Raw genomic sequence first — 14489 nt, 5'->3', positions numbered from 1 at the left:
AAACGGATTTCGGTCGACTATTTATTGACCTTAAGCATGAATTTGGTAAGACCATTTGCCGGTTGACTTTTGTTTGGCGGTTTTTCAGATCGTTGCGTCAAAATGTAATTGTTGCGTGATACGATTACATCAATTCGCTATCAACTTGACTTAAGTCAAAACAATAACCATGCGACTCGCATCTATCGGCCTTAACGCGCACGAGCAGGGATTGCTTGCGCAACAATTGAAAATCCTTGCCGGCCGGACGGCTGCGCCGTGGTTGTACCTGGGGGAAGCCCCGGATGCGGACCTGTTGATCGTGCGCGAGCCGGGGCTGGACCTTGCCACCGGCAGTGGCCTGCGGGCCCAGGCCGGCAGTCGCCCGAGTCGGAGCGGAGATCTCCACCTCGAATGGCCGCCGCGCATGTTCGCGCTGCTCGAGTTGCTGCTCGATGCTGAAAAGCGCCTCAAGGTGCGCAGCGCCAGTCAAGCCTGTGCCGCTGAGCAGCTGGCCGACCTGAAGCAGGACGGCTGGCTCGACATCGGCGGGCAGCGCATCGTCCTGCAGCCGCGCCAGGATCGCCTGCAGGCCTCGGTCGCCAGCCTCGACGAACTGCTCGATCTGCTCCAGAGCTCGCAGCTCGACCTCGCGGCTGCGCTGCATCTCGACCTGCCGCCGGGCAACGGTGATGCCGAGCCTTTCCAGGCCTCGCTGAAAAGCGTGATCTGGGCGCTGGCCCTGCGCAGTGGTGTGCAGGCTGGACGCAACTGGAATGCGCAGAGCCTGCTGTTCCGCCTGTCGGCCTGGCCGCACTTCGACGAATGGGCCGTTTCTCCGCCGCTGCTTCGCCTGGCCGCGTTCTACACGCGCCAGCCGGCCAGCATCGCCAGTGGCTGCCGGCTGGCGGGAGCCGACGAGGCGACAGTCAGGGGCTTCCTGCTGGGCTGCGAACTCTGCCAGGTCGGCGTGACCATGAACTACGACAAGACGCCGCCCGCAGCGCCCGAGCATGTCACACCTCCCGCCGGCGGCCTGTTGCAGCGCCTGCGCGAGCGTCTGGGAATCGGTTTCGGAAGGAAACGCTAATGCCGGCCAAGATCATCTTCATCGGCCCCATGGGCGCCGGAAAAACCACCGCCATTGCCGCCGTCAGCGACGTGGCGCCGATCGCCACCGATGTGCTCAACACCGACACCGCGCAGTGCGACAAGCCGACCACCACGGTGGCCATGGACTACGGCGAGATCCAGCTCGAGGACGACATGGTTGCCCTGTATGGCATCCCCGGCCAGGATCGCTTCGACTTCATGTGGTCGATCCTCGCCGAGGGCGCGCTGGGTGCCGTTCTGCTGCTCAACCACGAGCGGCCGCAGGCGCGCCAGGACCTGCTCGACTACCTCGATGCCTTCCCGGAGCTGAGCGCGCGTGGTGCGCTGGTGGTGGCGGTCGGTCGTGCCGGTGCGACGCCAGGCCAGGCCCTGCAGCCGTACCGCGAAGCCCTGGGTGCACGGCAGCTGGCCCTGCCGGTGTTCGCCGCCGATGTGCGGCGCAAGACCGATGTGCTGTTGCTGATCGAAACCCTGATTGCCAATGCCGAAGTGAACGCGTGGACCTGAACATGAGCATCCCAGTTGACGCACCCGAAGCCAAGCAGCCCCTGCTGAGGGCCCTCTGCCAGCAGCAGCTTACCGACTTGGCGGCCACCACCGAGGGGGTGCGCGTAGCCATCGTCGCCTCGAGTGACGGTTTCCCGCTGGCCAGCCTCAATCTGGAGGCACAGGAAAGCCGGCGCATCACCGCGATGGGCGCGGCGCTCGGGGCCTTGAGTCAGCGCATCGTCCAGGAGCTGGCCCTGGGGGCGCTGGAAGGCACAGTGATCGAGTCCGTGCAGGGGCTGGTGCTGTGTCGGCAGGTCCCCAACGTCATCACGCCCATGGTGCTGTTGGTGGTGACCGGCGAAGAAGCCAACTACGGCTATGCCCAGTGGGCCGTCAAACATGCGGCCAAACGACTGAGCGAATCCCTGAACGCGCTGGGCAATCGCCCGGCGAGCAACCTGTGAGTAAAGCAATGACAGCTATCAAAGACAGCCTGGATCAACTCATGACCGTTGAAGGTGCCCTGGCCTGCGCCGTGGTCGACTACAGCAGCGGCATGCTGCTGGGTTCGGCTGGCGGCGGCATCGATCTGGAACTGGCGGCTGGCGGCAACACCGAGGTGGTGCGCAGCAAGGTCAAGACCATGCAGATGCTCGGTCTGGAAGACAGCATCGACGACATCCTGATCACCCTGGGCAAGCAATACCACCTGATCCGCCCGCTGGCGAAGGCCAAGGATCTGTTCGCCTACTACGTGCTGGACAAGTCCAAGGCCAACCTCGCCCTGGCCCGCCGCAAGCTGGTCGACGTCGGCGACTCGCTCGAAGTCTGACGTTGCAGACCTGCTGCCCGGTCCCGGGCAGCAGGTTCTCCTGCCCGGCGCCGCGATCCCGCTGCGCCATGCGCCCGACCAGGGTGCCGCTCCCTCCCAATCAATGCCGGCTCAGCCGACCGTGCTCTGGTGCAGGGTGGCGTGGCGGGCCAGCGCGATCAGCGTCTTGTGCTGTCGGTAGCGTGCCAGGCGCTCCGCCAGAGGTGCAGGCAGCTCCGCCGCGAGCGTGAAGCCCAGGCCTGTATAGAAGTCGGCAAGCTGCGGATGGCAGAACAGCCACACCGGTCCCGGCGTCTGGGCCAGGGCGTGCTCGATCAGTCGGCTGGCCAGGCCCTGGCGACGCTGCGCGGGTGCCACCAGCAGGCCGGTCAGCCAGTGACCGCCGCCCACCGGACTCAGGTTCAGTGCGCCGAGGATTTCCGTCTGCCGCACCACCCAGGTCTGCGCCTCTGGGGGCGCGCGCATCGGCGAGCGGTGGGCGCGGTAGAACTTGCCCAGCAGGGGCTGGAGCGCCGGGGCGAGTAGGCCGAAGTGGAGTTCGTTCATCGTGCTGATCCTGCCGGCAAGCGTGTACCCAGCCGACTGGCGCGCGACGGCAAGGCGAAGAAGCGGAGGGGGCGGAGAGCCCGGCACCGTACGGATGCTGTGCCGGGTGACAGGCGGGTTGCCGAGCGGATGCGCGGCAACCCCCGCGGCTCAGACCTTGCGAACGAACTCCGACTTGAGCTTCATCGCGCCGATGCCATCGATCTTGCAGTCGATGTCATGGTCGCCGTCGCACAGGCGGATGCCCTTGACCTTGGTGCCGACCTTGACCACCAGCGACGAGCCCTTGACCTTCAGGTCCTTGATCACGGTGATGGTGTCGCCATCCTGCAGGACGTTGCCGACCGAATCCTTGATCACCTTTTCGCCTTCGGCCGGGGCTTCGGCGGCGGCATCGGCGGACCACTCATGGGCGCACTCCGGGCAGACCAGCTGCACGCCGTCCTCGTAGGTGTATTCGGAACCGCATTTGGGGCAGGGTGGCAGCGTGCTCATGAATGATCCTCATGTTCGATCGGTAAGAGTCCGCGAATTATATAAGGTTTTGTGTCCTTCGAGGAGCGCCGCGCGGCAGAAAACGCGAGTTTTGGGCGGGCGGCGGATGTTTCTCCAGCCTGCCGGGCATTCCCTGCGCATGATGATCGGTCATGTGGCTGTCGACCGCGGGGGTATGGTCGCTGGTCGGCCGGGGCGCCCGTGCGCCTGGCCAGCTCCGTGGGGGGCGAGGACAACTCTTGCAATAGCTGGATTTTGACATCCCCCGAGCGGGTTCCGAAGATGGGCTTCCTTGCGGCAACCCACTGAAGAGACAAGCATGCACGCTGAAGAGAAAAACCTGATCGATGGCCTGTTTTCCCGCCTGCGCGACGCTGAAAGCCAGTCCGCGCCGCGCGAGGCCGAGGCCGAGGCGCTGATCAACGGGCACATCGCCCGCCAGCCGGCGGCGCCCTACTACATGGCCCAGGCGATCGTCGTGCAGGAACAGGCCATCCAGCAGCTGGATGGTCGCGTCAAGGAACTGGAAGCGCAGATCGAAACCCTCAAGCGCAGCCAGCAGAGCGCGCCGCAGCAGAGCAGCGGCGGCTTCCTCTCCGGGCTGTTCGGCGGTGCTGGTCGTAGCCAGCCGCAGCAACCCGCCACTACCCCGGCGGCGGCGCAGCCGGCACGCTCGGGTTGGCATGAGCCGGCCGCCAGCAGCCAGAGTGGCTTCGGTCAGCCGGCGCGCTTCGGCCAGCAGCCCGGTTTCGGCCAGCGCGGCGCGCATGCCCCGCAGTCCGGCGGCTTCCTCTCTGGCGCGCTGCAGACCGCGGCCGGCGTGGCCGGCGGCATGGTGCTGGGCAACATGCTGATGGACATGTTCCAGGGCGACGAGGCGGAAAAGGTCGCCGAGCAGGCCCCGGCCGAACCGGCAGAGCAGCCAGCGGCCATGGAAGAGCCGGTCGCCCCGGAAGAGAACTATGCCGACAGCGGCTTCTTCGGCGGTGGTGATGAAGGTGGTTTCTTCGGTGGCGACGACGAAGACTTCGTCTGATCGCTGCTGCGTTCCTCGAGAGACTGCCTGCGCGCCTGACAGGTGCGGGCGAGCAATGTGCATGTCCGGCTCTGGAGCTGTCCCGGGCCGGCATGGCAGCATGCGCCGTCGTGCTGCCTGACGGCCCCGCAGCGCAGCGCCTGCACCGATCGTTCGGGGCGAGCTCTTGAGGAAGGTCAATGAACAAGATGTCGATCGCGCTGGCCCTGGCCGGCGCTGCCCTGCTTGGTGGTTGCGCGTCATCGAACTATGCGCCGGTGGAAAGCCCAACCCGGCTGCAGGTGGCCTTTGCCGACCCAGCCTGGGATGGTCAGACCGTCCCCGCCGGGCAGCGCTGCCGCTGGGCTGGCGGCCATGGTTCGACGCCACGGCTACTGGTGAGCAACATCCCGAGCGGCGCCAACGCCCTCGTCGTCGAGTTCAGCGATCGCAGTTACTTCCTCATGGACCACGGTGGCCACGGCAAGATCGGGCTGTGGCTGTCTGGCGCGCCGTCGAGCATCACCATTCCGTCGGTGGCGGGCGAGAGCCTCGAACTGCCAGTGGGCATGTTCGTTGAAAAGGAACACCAGGGCTGGCTGCGTGGCAATGGCGGCGCCTACCTGCCGCCCTGCTCGGGTGGGCGTGGGCACCGCTACTACGCCACGGTGAAGGCCGTCTACAAGGCCAAGGCCGCCGGCGAGCAATCACGCCTGCTGGGCGAGCAGATCATCGAGATGGGTAAATACTGAGGCGGGGCAGGGCGTGTCTGCGCATGGCGACACGCCCCGAGTCCCTGTTCGGGCGGAGCTGGACTCAGCCAGCCAGACCGACGTACACGTTCTGCACGTCGTCGTGGTTGTCGAGAGCGTCGAGGAAGGCTTCGACTTCCTCGAGTTCGGCGCCCGACAGACTCACCGGATTCTTCGCCTTGTAGCCCAGTTGGGCCGATTGCACGGTGAAGCCGAACTCGGGCAGCGCCTTGCACACCGCGTCCAGGTCGGTCGGGTCGGTATAGAACAGGGTGGCGCCTTCCTCGGACGGCTCGAAGTCCTGGGCGCCGGCCTCGATGGCCGCCAGTTCCGGATCAGCGCCGCCTTCCGGAGTCGCTTCGATCATGCCCAGGTGGTCGAAGTCCCAGCTCACCGAGCCGGAAGTGCCCATCTGGCCCTTGCGGAACAGCACGCGGATTTCTGCCACGGTGCGGTTCACGTTGTCGGTCAGGCACTCGACGATCACCGGAACCTGATGCGGGGCGAAGCCTTCATACAGGGTGCGCTCGTAGTGGACAACCTCGCCGGACAGCCCCGCGCCCTTCTTGATCGCGCGCTCCAGGGTCTCCTTGGGCATCGACGCCTTCTTGGCCTGATGCACCGCCAGACGCAGCTTGGGGTTCATGTCCGGGTCGGCGCCGTTGCGCGCGGCAATCATGATTTCCTTCACAAGCTTGCCGAAGATCTTGCCCCTGGCATTGGCGGCGGCTTCTTTCGGTTTGGCTTTCCACTGGGCGCCCATATCGGTTCTCTCGCTGCGACGGTTGAGTCCCGGGCGGGCCCGGGAACGGGAAGAGGGCGATTCTAGCGACTTGGCGGCCTGGCGGCACCTGTCGGGGATCAAGCCGGGGCGGATGGGACTCTCCCGTTCGGCGTGAAGCCGCGATCAGGCGGCGCCCTGACGGGTGACCGGCCATGGACTCCTGGGGCTGCGCGTGGCTGCGTTCCGGGGCGTTGCTTCGGTAGCCTGTGCTTCCGAGCCGAAACCGAGGACATCGAGAATCTTGCTGAACAGACCCATGGGGAGCCCTCCCGTTTTGGTGGTGGCGCAGGGAGCATAGATCAAGGATTTGCAGTTCAGCCTGGGCGTGAGGCTAGGCGGCAACGCTGGGCGGTGCGTGGTTGTCGGGGCTGGTGCTTTTATCTATCCTTCGCCCCCCTTTCACGAGCTCCGGACAGTTCCCATGCTTGAAGCAACCCTCGCGCAACTTGAAGGCCTTGTGGCAGAACTGCTGCAACAGAACCAGACCCTGACCGCCAACTGCCAGCAGCTCGAGCAACAGCTGCAGCAGGCCCGGGAAGAGAACGACGCCCTGCAAATGGCCGCGCTCGAGCAGGAAGAGCAGCAGGGCGCCACGCTGGCCCGTCTGCAGGCGCTGGTACAGCGTGCCGGTGCCAGTAACGCCGCATGAAGGAGAATGGCGTCCGTGTCCTGAACATCCTCGGGCGCGATTACTCGATCAAGGCGCCCGCCAGCGAGGAGCGGGTCTTGCAGCAAGCCGCCGCCTTGCTGAACGAGCGTCTCGACGATAACCAGCAGCGCTTTCCCGGTGCCGGCATTCACGAACTGCTGGTGCTGACGGCGCTGAACCTGTGCGTCCCGCTGCTCAGACAGGATGAGCAACTGCGCGAAGTGCAGGAGCGTCTGGCCGCCAGCGTGGAGCGCATCAACCGGCAGTTGCAGGGCTAGCGCCAGCCCTGCCGGGTTTTGATGGGCAAAGAAAAAGGGCTGCCGTAGGGCAGCCCTTTTTGCGTAGATCCGTATCAGTCCTGGCGGCTGGTGACTTCCAGCAGGTGGTAGCCAAACTGGGTTTTCACCGGGCCTTGTACGACATTGATCGGGGCGCTGAACACCACGGTGTCGAACTCCTTGACCATCTGGCCCGGACCGAACGAGCCGAGGTCGCCACCCTGACGGCTGGACGGGCAGGTCGAGTTGTCCTTGGCAACCTGCGCAAAATCGGCGCCGGCTTCGATGGCGGCTTTCAGCTCGAGGCACTTGGCTTCGCTGGCAACCAGGATGTGACGAGCAGTGGCTTTTTTGGCCATGGGGGATTACTCCTTACAAAGAAGCCACTGAGCCTACCGGAATCAGAGAGCGATTCAAGCGCTGGCAGGACCGCGGCATGGCTGAGCCGGTGTTGGCGCGCCCTGTGCGGAGGCTGGGGGCTTCCATTCCGGCAAGGGTGTAGCCGGGAAGGCTTCGCATCACGCTGCCAGCGGGCTGTCGAGATCGCGCGCTGGCCGCACGTTGGGAAGGGACTTCACGTCGGTGAGATGCGCTCTCTTAAGCCGCTCGCCGGATGCTGCCCAAGGCTCCTGCATCGGGCGTTTGGTGCCATGGCCTGCGGAAATCGCTTTTTCAAAAAAGCTCCGATTATTTCGTAAACCCCAAGTAATGCCCTTTTGAAATCAAAGGCTTGTGTGATTGTTTTAATAATTTATATTTGATGGGTAATTATTGTTTTTCCAGGGTCTGAAAATAAATCTATACATTTTCAATAAACGGAGTACATTGGCTCCACTGCTTCGCAATTGTCACTTCGATACTCAGCTTGATGCTTCAACGCCTCATCTCCTTGGTTCGTTTTGCTCTTCGCTTCTCAGTCTCGGCCTGAATGTTTCAGTGTCGCAGTCTTATTTTACCTTGGAGATACATCATGTCTGGTCGTCAAAATGGCACCGTAAAATGGTTCAACGATGAAAAAGGCTTCGGCTTCATCACTCCGGCTGACGGCAGTGCTGACCTTTTCGTCCACTACCGCTCAATCGAAAGCACAGGCTTCAAAAGCCTGAGCGAAGGCCAATCCGTCTCCTTCGTGCCTACCAAAGGCCAGAAAGGGATGCAGGCCGATCAGGTTCAAGTCAACTAAGACGCCTGATCCAGAAAAAGCCCCGCATTGCGGGGCTTTTTTTCGTCTGGAAAATCATGGCGACCAGCGCCGGACAAAAAACCGCTGAATTCTGCTGTCCTCGTGGCAACCTGCCCGGCTGTTCATGATGGGGGGCAAGGCAGGGTCGGCCCCTGAGAATCCCGTAAAAGTCTGCTTGCAGTGGGACGAAACGGCGCTCGGCTGCTGCGGTGCCTCGGTTTGCTCATTGACTGGATTTATTGAATATCAAAAATAGATTGACTGCTTCGTTTATTTCAGTAGAATGATCGGCGCGGGATGGAGCAGTCTGGTAGCTCGTCGGGCTCATAACCCGAAGGTCGTAGGTTCAAATCCTGCTCCCGCAACCAGTTTTCGAAAAAGGCCACTCAATCGAGTGGCCTTTTTTTGTGCGCGTGATTCGTGCCGGCAACGGTGGATACGGCCTCTCCTTCTGCAAGGAGAGGCCGTCAAGGCGGCCATCAGTGCTTGTGCCTGATGGTCTTGAGCAGATCCTCTGGGCTGATGTGGCCGACGATGCTGGCGGCGCTGCCGGGCTGCGGCAGGTTGAGGATATGACCCTTCATCTTTCCGATGATGTGCATCTCGCACGGCTTGCAGTCGAACTTCAGGGTCAGCACCTCGTCCTGATGCACCAGCTGCATCGGTGCGACCTTGGTGCGCACGCCGGTGACGCCCTTGGCCTGTTTGGGACACAGGTTGAAGGAGAAGCGCAGGCAGTGCTTGGTGATCATCACCGGCACTTCGCCGGCCTCCTCGTGGGCCTCGTAGGCCGCGTCGATCAGCTGCACGCCATAGCGGTGATAGAAGGCGCGCGCCTTCTCGTTGTACACGTTGGCCAGGAAGGTCAGGTGCGACTCCGGATACACCGGCGGCGGCACGCTGACTGGCTTGCGGCTGCCGCGCGGATGGGCGGCAACGCGCGCGGTGGTCAGCGCGTCGATGGCTTCGCGACGCAGGGCCTTGAGCTGCGAGTTGGGCACGAACAACGCCTGCGGTGCGTCGATCTGCACGTCCTGTGCGTGGTAGATGGTGGTGCCCAGCTTGCTCAGCGTGTCGCGCAGCTGCTCGTGCGCCTGCTGCGGGTTCTTCGCCGGACCGAACGGCCCGGCCAGGCTGGCCGAGGCGCTGATGCCTTCCTCGCTGGTCACGCTCAGGGTGAGCTGTTCCTCGCTCAGCCGGGCCTGCCAGCTGACCGCCACGCGGCGCTCGGCCGAGGTTTTCAGCAGCGCCTGTTGCCAGTTGTGGTCCAGGTTGCGGTTCAGCACGTGCTGCGGGCGCAGCTGCTTCAGTTCCGCCGGCATCTCGTTGGGCACCACGCGGTACTGCCAGCGGGGCTGGCCGTCCTCCTCGAACTGGCCGAGCGGCTCGACGATGTTGGCACGGAAGCCCACCACTTCGCGCTTGACCAGCACGTTCAGACCATCGCCGTTGCTCAGTGGTTCGCTGGTGTTGGCGGTGAAGTCATGCTTGCCGACCTTGACGATCTCGCCCACCGGCAGGCCGACGAACTTCGGCGACTCGAAGGCGCCGATATCGATCTTGCGCTCGCTGACGAAGTAATCCGTGCTGCCACGGTGGAAGGTCTTTTCCGTGTTGGGCACGAAGAAGTGCTCGGTGAAGCCGCTGGAGGCGCGGGCCAGCTCGGGGCGCACGTCGAGGATCCGGTCCAGTTGCTGGCGGTAGTGCGCCGTGATGTTCTTCACGTAGCTCACATCCTTGTAGCGGCCCTCGATCTTGAACGAGCGCACGCCGGCATCGACCAGATCCAGCAGGTTGTCCGTCTGGTTGTTGTCCTTCATCGACAGCAGGTGCTTGTCGTAGGCCACCACCCGGCCCTGATCGTCCTTCAGGGTGTACGGCAGGCGGCAGGCCTGCGAGCAGTCGCCACGGTTGGCGCTGCGCCCGGTCTGCGCGTGGGAAATGTTGCACTGCCCCGAGAACGCCACGCACAGGGCGCCATGGATGAAGAACTCGATGGTGGCGTCGACCTGCTGGCTGATCGCGCGGATTTCCTGCAGATTGAGCTCGCGCGCCAGCACCAGTTGGGAGAAGCCCGCGTCGGAGAGGAACTTGGCCTTTTCCAGGGTGCGGATATCGGTCTGCGTACTGGCATGCAGCTCGATGGGCGGCAGGTCCATCTCGAGGATGCCCATGTCCTGCACGATCAGCACATCGATGCCGGCGTCGTAGAGTTGCCAGATCAGCTGGCGGGCCGGTTCCAGTTCGTCGTCATGCAGGATGGTATTGAGGGTGACAAATACCTTGGCATGGAACAGATGGGCAAACTCCACCAGTTCGGCAATTTCCGCCACGCTGTTGCCGGCATTGTGCCGCGCACCAAAGCTGGGGCCGCCGATATACACGGCATCGGCGCCATGCAGAATGGCTTCCTTGGCAATGGACACATCCCGCGCGGGGCTCAGCAGTTCCAGATGGTGCTTGGGTGATGACATGGACAGGCTCATGAGCGCTATGAAGCAAACCTCGTATTGTAGCGGCTTGGGAGGTTTTTGATCATTCGTGTGACGTGCGGGTGACCTGGCCTTGCGCCGCCCTCAGCGCGGAAGGAGCTACGGCGCCGCCTTGTGTGCGGGCTGATTCGTTCAGGCGTCGCGCAGCAGGTCGTTGGCATCGAGCAGGCGGTAGGCGATTTCCGGGCGGCTCTCGAGGGCGCGGCGGATCGCTGCCGGGATCGTGCGGCGGGTCTTGCGGCACAGGCCGGGTTGGTCGGCGAGCTGGATGGCGATGCCGCGCATGCTGCGCACTTCGTTGTGGCTGGGGGCGACTCTCAGGCGAATGCCCAGCTGTTCGTACATGCGCCGCTGCAGATGCTCCAGATCGTCCAGGCTCTGCAGGTTTTCCAGGCGTTCGAGCAGACGCTTTTCCTCGTGGCGGGTCAGCCGCAGGATGCGCCGATCACCGTGCGGATCGTCCAGCAGCTCGCGGTGCCTGCAAATGCAGACACCGGGCGGGCAGGGCTGGCGGAGCGGCGCTGGGCTGTTCATGGCCTCGATCATAGCCGGCCCGTCGCGGGGCGCACAGATGGCGCGGCCTGCAGCCCTCAACGGGACGCTCTGTGTCCCGTCCTCGCCGCCAGGCGTGCGCAAAAGCCTGGCAATCGCGCATCATGGCGGCCATCGGATCAAGGAGGTTGCCATGCACATTGCTTCATACATGACGCGGCTTGCCGCGTTGTCGCTGGGTTTGCTGTTCGCCACTGCGGCCGGGGCGAGCGAAGAGGCGCAGTTGCTGGAGTCGATCAACGCCTACCGGGCCCAGGTGCAGCGTTGCGCCGGCCAGGTATCCGAGGAGTTGCCGCCGCTGGCGGCCGATCCGCGGCTGATCCTGCCGACCGGCAGTGTCGGGGACTTGCAGCAGGCGCTGAGCCGCGCGACCTATCAAATGGAAACTGCCCAGGCGATCAGCCTGTCCGGGCCGCGCGACGCGCAGGCAGCCATCGCCATGTTGCAGGCGAGCTTCTGCCAGGTCGTGCTGGACCCGCAGTTCGTCGACATCGGTGTCAGTCGCGCGGGGCGCGACTGGCGCATCGTGCTGGCGCGGCCGCTGCTGGCCGGGCGCATGGGCGACTGGCAGGCGGAAGGGCAGAAACTGCTCGAACAGATCAACGCCGTCCGCGCGCAGTCGCGCCAGTGCGGCGGCCAGCCCTTCGCCGCGGCGGCGCCGCTGGCCTGGAGCGCCGTGCTGGGCACGGTGGCCGAGACGCACAGCCGGGCCATGGCCAACGGCAACTTCTTTGCCCACAAGGACCGCGACGGCCGCATCCCCAGCGACCGCGCGGAACTGGCCGGCTACACCGGCCGGCAGGTCGGCGAGAACATCGCCGCCGGGCAGGACAGCGCGCGCAAGGTGGTCGACGGTTGGCTGGCCAGCCCCGGGCACTGCGCCAACCTGATGAACCCGCAGTTCCGCGAACTGGGCGCGGCTTACGCGACCGATCCGAAGAGCGATGCGGGGATCTACTGGACGGCGCTGTTCGGGACGCCGTGAGCCCCCGCGCAGCCTGGGCCACGACCCATTACGGCAGGAAACACTCCCTGCGACCGCTATGCTTGGGGCCATTGCTCCCGGCGGCGATGATTCTGAACGGACGAAAAGATGGACATGGACAAGAAATTTCTCAGCGCCGCAGCCCTGGCGTTGTCGATGTGCGGCGGGGTGGCTCAAGCAGACTCGATCATCGACACTCGCGGTATGAGCCAGGAGCAGCGAAGTGCAATGGAAGCTGCAATGGCTGCTGGCGCGGATGCACAGGCTGACGGCTTCACCGATGAGGAGCGGGCATGGATGGCGGCGGTCGAGTCGGGCGAGGTCGAGGAAGGCAATGGCGGGTCCGATGACGGCGCCGCCGACGAAGACGAAACGGCTGAGAGCGAAATCCCTGAGAGTGACCCTATGAGCGTCGAGTTTGTTGTCGACGCTCCCTATGGCCTCACTTTGCGCAAGGTGGTGATTCGCGCCAAGACGGATTTGCTCACCATCGACGGTGTGACGCTCAATCGCGGCAACTGCGAGGTCAGGGCGTATCCCGATTCGCACCTGGCTCCGAAACTCCCGATCCGCGTCAGGTACGGCAACGCGGCGATTTTCTCGGTGGGCAAGTGCGACAAGGTGATTGAGGTCGTGGTGGACACCCCCAGCGGTACCTACAGCTACGACATCGTTGACGCTGCGCAGCGCGTACGCTGAATCGCCCCGGCTCCTCGCTCTCGTCTACCTGCGCAAGGAAAACCAGTGCGGCCAGTCCACCTGGTCGGCCATCGCCACAGAGACGGCAGCCTGGCCTACACCAGCGCGGTGATGATCGACGCCCTGATGTCGGTTCGAGCGGCTCGCAGGCCGGTGGCGCAGATGTTACCGCTCCGGTCCGGCGTAACGCTGCCTGAGGTTGTGGGTAACGGATTTCCGGCTTTTTCGCCCGCGCCGTCACTGGAAAAATATGTAAGCTGTTGATTTTAAAGGATTTTAAAAAGTTGGCATGGCGCATGCTTTATCTATGGCATAACAAAAACAACAACGCTGAACCAACACAATAAAAACAAGACGTAACGGCTCCGACACAACAAAAACAACAGGGTGGAGGCGCAGGAAACAGATTCTTTTGGAGAGGAGTTGCCCGACAGGGTTCTCCCTCGACCGGACCGAGAACAACAAAACTGCCCCGAGGCAGCTCCAGCACCGGTTGAACCCGCAAGGGTAGTGGCAATATCAGCGTCCAAAGGAATACGTTTGCTCTTGAGGTCCCGGCTTGGGGCCAGCACCGGACCTTTGTCCGGACGGGCAGCCAAAAACAACAACAAGCCCGTCAGCACAACAATAACAAAGCATGACCCATTCGAAGGGGGAGCCTATGGCTCCCCCTTGTGCTTTCTGGACTCCGGGCCGCGCGCCTGGGCGGGTTGTTCGCTAGCCTCCTTCTCTTCCCTTTGGTGCCAGCGGCTGTGGCTCTGCTCGGTGCTTGACGATGTACTGCTGCCAGCCCTCGTCGATGGCGGCTTTCTGCTTTTCCGTGATCGGTTCGAGGAAGTGCAGGCGGCGCAGTTCTTCCTTGCTGGGGACGCTGAGTTTCGGCAGCAGGCTGCGATACTCCTCGCGGCTCAGGTCGAGGCTCGGCGTGAAGTGGATAGCACGGGCATTGCGCACGGCGTTTTCCGGCGCAAGCATGAAGTCGATGAACCGATGGGCCAGCGCCGGGTTCGGCGCATTCGCCGGGATCGCCAGGCTGTCGATGAACAGCAGGCTGCCTTCTGCGGGAATGCTGTAGCGCAGCTTGCCGTCGTCGTTGGCGGCATTGACCAAGCCGCTCCAGGCCATGCCCGCGCAGACCTTGCCGGTGCGCATCTGCTCGATGTAGGCGGAGAATTCCGGCGGGCCGATGTGGACGCCGGGATTGCGGATCAGCGGCGCTGCGGCGGCGATCCGGCTCGGTCCGCTGCTGCCGAGGCTGCGCCCCTTGTAGGCGGACCAGATGGAAAACACCTCCTCTTGGGCATTCAGCAGGCTGACGCCGCATGGCGACAGGCGCGCCGTCTGTTGTGGCTCGAACAGCAGGCTCCAGCTGTTCGGCAGCTCGCCCCCGTACAAGGGGGCAACCAATTGGGTGTTGACGAAGAGCCCGACCGACCCCCACATGTAGGGCACCACATAGCGATGAGCCTGCTGGATCGCCGAGATCTTGATCTGCAGGTCAGGGCTGACGCTGGCATAGTGCGGATTCCACGCCATCCGGCCACCCAGTCCACGCTTATCCGGCCGGGCATTCCACGCACATCCGGCCACCTGTTCCACGGCCATCCGGCCGGGCAGTCGGAGCGCAGCGACGCTAGGGTGGCATT

General features: G+C 63.8%; 18 protein-coding genes and 1 tRNA gene. 12 read left to right on the top strand and 7 right to left on the bottom strand.

Annotated features, from left to right (window positions below; all coding sequences use genetic code 11):
* The first annotated feature begins 211 nt into the window (after nt 1-211).
* From KRX52_RS17335 to KRX52_RS17320, 4 genes are read left to right on the top strand one after another with little or no spacing between them, the layout of a single operon-like run.
* Nucleotides 212-1069 (top strand): hypothetical protein, encoded by an 858-nt coding sequence (locus KRX52_RS17335; protein ID WP_217682991.1) that lies wholly within the window; start codon nt 212-214, stop codon nt 1067-1069.
* Nucleotides 1069-1599, top strand: a complete 531-nt coding sequence (locus KRX52_RS17330; protein ID WP_217682990.1) for a GTP-binding protein — start codon at nt 1069-1071, stop codon at nt 1597-1599. The genes KRX52_RS17335 and KRX52_RS17330 overlap by 1 nt, the downstream gene beginning before the upstream one ends.
* Nucleotides 1600-1601: 2 nt before the next feature.
* Nucleotides 1602-2045 (top strand): roadblock/LC7 domain-containing protein, encoded by a 444-nt coding sequence (locus KRX52_RS17325; protein WP_217682989.1) that lies wholly within the window; start codon nt 1602-1604, stop codon nt 2043-2045.
* 41 nt (nt 2046-2086) lie between these two features.
* Nucleotides 2087-2413: a hypothetical protein gene (locus KRX52_RS17320; protein ID WP_254797652.1), complete on the top strand. Its 327-nt coding sequence runs from the start codon at nt 2087-2089 to the stop codon at nt 2411-2413.
* 111 nt (nt 2414-2524) lie between these two features.
* On the opposite strand, the gene KRX52_RS17315 is transcribed toward KRX52_RS17320, so the two are convergent.
* Together KRX52_RS17315 and KRX52_RS17310 are read right to left on the bottom strand one after the other, a co-directional pair.
* Complete coding sequence (locus KRX52_RS17315) at nt 2525-2959, bottom strand: GNAT family N-acetyltransferase (protein ID WP_217682987.1); 435 nt, start codon at nt 2957-2959, stop codon at nt 2525-2527.
* 150 nt (nt 2960-3109) lie between these two features.
* Nucleotides 3110-3454 carry a zinc ribbon domain-containing protein YjdM gene (locus KRX52_RS17310; RefSeq protein ID WP_217682986.1) on the bottom strand — a complete coding sequence of 115 codons (345 nt, stop codon included), beginning with the start codon at nt 3452-3454 and terminating at the stop codon, nt 3110-3112.
* 319 nt (nt 3455-3773) lie between these two features.
* Here KRX52_RS17310 and KRX52_RS17305 point away from each other — a divergent pair, with 319 nt between their 5' ends.
* Nucleotides 3774-4490, top strand: coding sequence for a DUF2076 domain-containing protein (locus KRX52_RS17305; protein WP_217682985.1), 717 nt, complete (start codon nt 3774-3776; stop codon nt 4488-4490).
* Between the two features lie 179 nt (nt 4491-4669).
* Nucleotides 4670-5221 (top strand): hypothetical protein, encoded by a 552-nt coding sequence (locus KRX52_RS17300; protein WP_217682984.1) that lies wholly within the window; start codon nt 4670-4672, stop codon nt 5219-5221.
* A 64-nt stretch (nt 5222-5285) separates the two neighbouring features.
* Here the strand turns inward: KRX52_RS17300 and KRX52_RS17295 are convergent, their stop codons facing one another.
* On the bottom strand, nt 5286-5984 hold the full coding sequence (locus KRX52_RS17295) for a YebC/PmpR family DNA-binding transcriptional regulator (RefSeq protein WP_217682983.1): 699 nt from the start codon (nt 5982-5984) through the stop codon (nt 5286-5288).
* A gap of 442 nt (nt 5985-6426) precedes the next feature.
* Between KRX52_RS17295 and KRX52_RS17290 the strand changes: the two genes are divergently transcribed.
* Nucleotides 6427-6654, top strand: a complete 228-nt coding sequence (locus tag KRX52_RS17290; RefSeq protein ID WP_217682982.1) for a hypothetical protein — start codon at nt 6427-6429, stop codon at nt 6652-6654.
* On the top strand, nt 6651-6932 hold the full coding sequence (locus KRX52_RS17285) for a cell division protein ZapA (RefSeq protein ID WP_217682981.1): 282 nt from the start codon (nt 6651-6653) through the stop codon (nt 6930-6932). The genes KRX52_RS17290 and KRX52_RS17285 overlap by 4 nt, the downstream gene beginning before the upstream one ends.
* A 74-nt stretch (nt 6933-7006) precedes the next feature.
* On the opposite strand, the gene KRX52_RS17280 is transcribed toward KRX52_RS17285, so the two are convergent.
* A complete protein-coding gene (locus KRX52_RS17280) occupies nt 7007-7291 on the bottom strand; it encodes a peptidylprolyl isomerase (RefSeq protein ID WP_217682980.1) in 285 nt (94 codons plus the stop codon).
* A 611-nt stretch (nt 7292-7902) separates the two neighbouring features.
* Here KRX52_RS17280 and KRX52_RS17275 point away from each other — a divergent pair.
* Entirely contained in the window at nt 7903-8115 is a 213-nt protein-coding gene (locus KRX52_RS17275; RefSeq protein ID WP_217682979.1) for a cold-shock protein, read from the top strand.
* Between the two features lie 291 nt (nt 8116-8406).
* A tRNA-Met gene (locus KRX52_RS17270) sits at nt 8407-8483 on the top strand.
* Between the two features lie 111 nt (nt 8484-8594).
* Here the strand turns inward: KRX52_RS17270 and KRX52_RS17265 are convergent.
* Nucleotides 8595-10589 carry a peptidase U32 family protein gene (locus KRX52_RS17265; protein ID WP_217682978.1) on the bottom strand — a complete coding sequence of 665 codons (1995 nt, stop codon included), beginning with the start codon at nt 10587-10589 and terminating at the stop codon, nt 8595-8597.
* Nucleotides 10590-10739: 150 nt separating this feature from the next.
* Complete coding sequence (locus KRX52_RS17260) at nt 10740-11141, bottom strand: hypothetical protein (RefSeq protein WP_217682977.1); 402 nt, start codon at nt 11139-11141, stop codon at nt 10740-10742.
* Nucleotides 11142-11310: 169 nt separating this feature from the next.
* On the opposite strand from KRX52_RS17260, the gene KRX52_RS17255 reads away from it, so the two are divergent.
* Both KRX52_RS17255 and KRX52_RS17250 read left to right on the top strand, forming a co-directional pair.
* The gene (locus tag KRX52_RS17255; RefSeq protein WP_437439716.1) at nt 11311-12144 is read left to right on the top strand and encodes a CAP domain-containing protein; all 834 of its coding nucleotides are present in this window, start codon (nt 11311-11313) and stop codon (nt 12142-12144) included.
* 108 nt (nt 12145-12252) lie between these two features.
* Nucleotides 12253-12843, top strand: a complete 591-nt coding sequence (locus tag KRX52_RS17250; protein WP_217682975.1) for a hypothetical protein — start codon at nt 12253-12255, stop codon at nt 12841-12843.
* Nucleotides 12844-13560: 717 nt separating this feature from the next.
* Here the strand turns inward: KRX52_RS17250 and KRX52_RS17245 are convergent.
* On the bottom strand, nt 13561-14379 hold the full coding sequence (locus tag KRX52_RS17245; RefSeq protein ID WP_217682974.1) for an extracellular solute-binding protein: 819 nt from the start codon (nt 14377-14379) through the stop codon (nt 13561-13563).
* Between the last annotated feature and the right edge of the window lie 110 nt (nt 14380-14489).

The organism is Geopseudomonas aromaticivorans, from assembly GCF_019097855.1.
Taxonomy (GTDB): Bacteria; Pseudomonadota; Gammaproteobacteria; order Pseudomonadales; family Pseudomonadaceae; genus Geopseudomonas; species Geopseudomonas aromaticivorans.
The sequence above is the reverse complement of the archived record's forward strand: the minus strand, read 5'-3'. Positions and strand labels throughout refer to the sequence as shown.